The organism is Lonepinella sp. BR2271, from assembly GCF_051851515.1.
GTDB lineage: Bacteria > Pseudomonadota > Gammaproteobacteria > Enterobacterales > Pasteurellaceae > Lonepinella.
In genome coordinates this window covers 1-3,376 of sequence record NZ_JBPDVF010000020.1, presented here as the reverse complement: position 1 = coordinate 3,376, position 3,376 = coordinate 1, and the positions used below count along the sequence as shown (strand labels likewise).

At 39.1% G+C, this 3,376-nt stretch carries 3 protein-coding genes; all 3 read left to right on the top strand.

Translation table 11 applies throughout. The annotated features are described in order from the left end of the window. Positions 1 to 210 precede the first annotated feature (210 nt). Genes ACTG7X_RS10985 through ACTG7X_RS10975 form a run of 3 tightly spaced genes read left to right on the top strand, consistent with a single transcriptional unit; the run spans position 211 to position 2,927 of the window. Positions 211 to 1,065: an EamA family transporter gene (locus ACTG7X_RS10985; protein WP_439258487.1), complete on the top strand. Its 855-nt coding sequence runs from the start codon at positions 211 to 213 to the stop codon at positions 1,063 to 1,065. A 3-nt stretch (positions 1,066 to 1,068) separates the two neighbouring features. Further along, entirely contained in the window at positions 1,069 to 2,487 is a 1,419-nt protein-coding gene (gene sbcB, locus ACTG7X_RS10980) for an exodeoxyribonuclease I (protein ID WP_439258486.1), read from the top strand. A gap of 20 nt (positions 2,488 to 2,507) precedes the next feature. Further along, positions 2,508 to 2,927, top strand: coding sequence for a hypothetical protein (locus ACTG7X_RS10975; protein WP_439258485.1), 420 nt, complete (start codon positions 2,508 to 2,510; stop codon positions 2,925 to 2,927). Positions 2,928 to 3,376: the final 449 nt, after the last annotated feature.

Sequence of the window (3,376 nt, the reverse complement as noted above, 5' to 3'; positions counted from 1 at the left end):
GTGCCAGCGACTATCTGGCATGCAACCCAAATGTAAACGATGTCCTTAGGGAAAATGTAAACTATGTGTGGGTTGCACAGAGGGTAAAAACCAATTATAACCCTCACCTCCCGAAAATCCTGCGGATTTTCTCCGTCCTCTCCCAAAGGGAGAGGCTGTAAAATAACGAATTTATTTTCTTTTATTATAGTTCTTATATAAGGAATTTTTATGCACTTTCTCATTCTCGCTATTCTATGTAGCGTTTCCGTTTCTATCTTATTTAAGATGATAAAACGTTACAACGTCGCAACGGATCAAATGGTCGCATTTGGCTACATTATTGCGTTATTATTGAGCTATTTCCTATTATCTCCTGATTTCAAAGGATTAGGGTTTACCGAATATGTGGTAGAAAGTGAGTCTAAATCGATTTTCTTAACCCTTGGCGTATTATTACCGGTAGGCTTTTTGGTTATGTCAAAAACCGTGGAACATGGCGGGATTGTGCGTACCGACGCCGCACAGCGGTTAGCGTTATTTTTGCAAATTGTGGCAGCGGTAGTGATTTTTGGTGAAACCCTAACGGATATGAAAATTGTTGGGGTCGTTGTGGCCTTTTTTGCGTTATTTGGTTTGTTGTTTAAACCTGCTGGTGCAATGGGAAATGCCACAAAAGCTGCGTTAGCGTTGGGGGGCGTCTGGTTAATTTGGGGAACCACTGGCATCTTATTTAAGAAAATTGCCTTACAAGGTGGGGCATTTCCAGCCACGTTATTTATCTCATTCGCCTGTGCAATGGTGATTATGTTCGCCTATTTACTCATTAAACGCACCCAATGGACAGTGCCGAGTTTACTGGCAGGAATGTTATTAGGGGCGTTAAATTTCGGTAATATTCTGTTTTATATTTATGCCCACCAATTCTATAAAGAAAACCCAACCATTGTGTTTGCTACTATGGATTTAGGCGTGATTTGTTTAGGTGCCGTTGTGGGTGCTTTTGCTTTTAAAGAGAAAATTAGCAAAATGAATATGGCGGGTATCCTGTTAGGTATTGTGGCTATCTTATTATTAAGACTGTAAATTATGAACAACGAATTTAGCTTTTTTATTTACGATTATGAGAGCTTTGGTATCAGCCCAAGCGAAGATCGTCCTGCACAATTTGCAGGTATTCGGACCGATAAAGATTTCAACATTATCGGCGAACCAGTAATGTTATATTGCAAGCAAAGCAATGATTATTTACCGAGTCCCGAAGCGGTGTTGGTAACCGGCATTACCCCACAAGAATGTAATGAAAAAGGCTTGCCTGAACCTGAATTTGCAGAAAAGATTTTAGCCGAATTTAGCCAGCCAAATACGTGCATAATGGGCTATAACAGCATTCGTTATGATGACGAAATGACCCGTTACACCTTTTATCGCAATTTTATTGACCCTTATGAATACAGCTGGAAAAACGGCAATTCTCGTTGGGATTTGTTGGATGTGGTGCGTGCTTGTTATGCGTTGCGACCTGACGGCATTGAATGGGCGTATGATGATGACGGTGTGCCGAGTTTCCGTTTGGAAAAATTGACCGTTGCCAACGGCATTGAGCATAGTAACGCTCACGATGCCATGGCAGATGTGTATGCCACTATTGCCATGGCAAAACTGATCAAGCAAAAACAGCCTAAATTATTCCAATTTTTCTTTGAAAATCGGGGCAAAAAAGCCCTTGAAAGTTTAGTGAATATCGCTGAAATGACACCGTTGGTGCATGTTTCTGGCATGCTAGGGAATTATCGGGGAAATTGCACCTGGATTGCACCATTAGCCTGGCATCCAACAAATCAAAATGCGGTGATTGTCTGCGATTTATCGCAAAATATCGACGATTTGCTCACAAAATCCGCCGATGAACTGCGAACACATTTATATACCAAAAAATCTGAATTGGAAGAACAGGGGATTTTGCCTGTTCCGCTTAAATTAGTGCATTTAAATAAATGTCCGATTCTTGCGCCTGCCAAAGTATTACTGCCTGAAAATGCCGAACGTTTAGGGATTGATCGTCAATTATGCTTGGCAAATTTACAAAAACTCCGACAATCACAGCAAGTGCGGTCAAAAGTGGAAGACATTTTCAGCCAAGAACGCCAATTTGAAGTACGTGATAATGTAGAAACTGAATTATACAGTGGCTTTTTTAGTCCAAATGATCGCAATAATATGGCCATTTTACGCCAGTTATCGCCCGAACAATTGGCAAATCACGGTTTAACCTTTGAAGATAACAGGGTAGAGAAGTTGCTGTTCCATTATCGAGCTAGACATTATTTCAAAACCTTAAATCGAACAGAGCAGTTGCAATGGGAGCGTTATCGTCGCCGTAAATTGGAAAAAACTGCGGTGGATTTTGAGCAAAAAATTCAAAATCTGATTGAAGAATACAGCAATGATGAAGAAAAATTGCCGTTATTGCAGCAAGTGTATGAATATGCTACGAAATTATTGTAAACAAAGATAAGATAAACAACATGAATATCTTAATTGATTTTGATGGCACTTGCGTCACGCATAAATTTCCTGAAATTGGTGATGATGTAGGGTCAGCACAAGTGTTGCGTGATTTAGTGAAAAATGGCCACAATCTGATTCTGTTTACCATGCGAGCAGAAGATTGTTATCTGGCCGAGGCCTTGGATTGGTTTAAGCAAAATAAAATTGAATTGTATGGCATTAATGTCAATCCAACACAGTATAAATTCACTAGTTCACCTAAAGCCTACGGTAATTTGATTATTGATGATATTGCATTGGGGATTAAAAAGTTACAATGTCACTATAATATTCCTTGCGTTGACTGGAAATGGGTAGCAGAGCAGTTATGCGAACAAAAGCTATTAACGCCAGAACAGATTCAGCGATATGATTTTAGTATGCAGGCTTATTTGTAATAATTTATAAAAAACAAAACCGCCATAATGTACATATATACATGAGGCGGTTTTCTTGTTATAATTCATCTCGGCTGGTCAGGTGTTGTCATTACCTGACTAGCGGGTCAGGTAGTGACACATCTCCAGTTTGTTTTAATTAAACCAAATAGGAGAAAGACCGATGAGAATTATATTTATAATTTTAATCGTGTTATTCGTGTTGCTATTTAGCTCGCCAGCTTGGTAACACGAATAACCAGTCAAGACAGTAAGGGGAAACCCTTGCTGTCTTTCTATTATAAGGTTTCCCACGTAATTTTCAAGTCCTATTGTGAATCATCTTAAATCTGATTATCTCATCTAGATAAATTTTGACACTAACTATCAACAATAATTACCCAGATTTTACGTAGCGTTGTCAAAAATAGCCGTTAGAAATACCTGTCTAAATCTTCTTTTTTCACTAG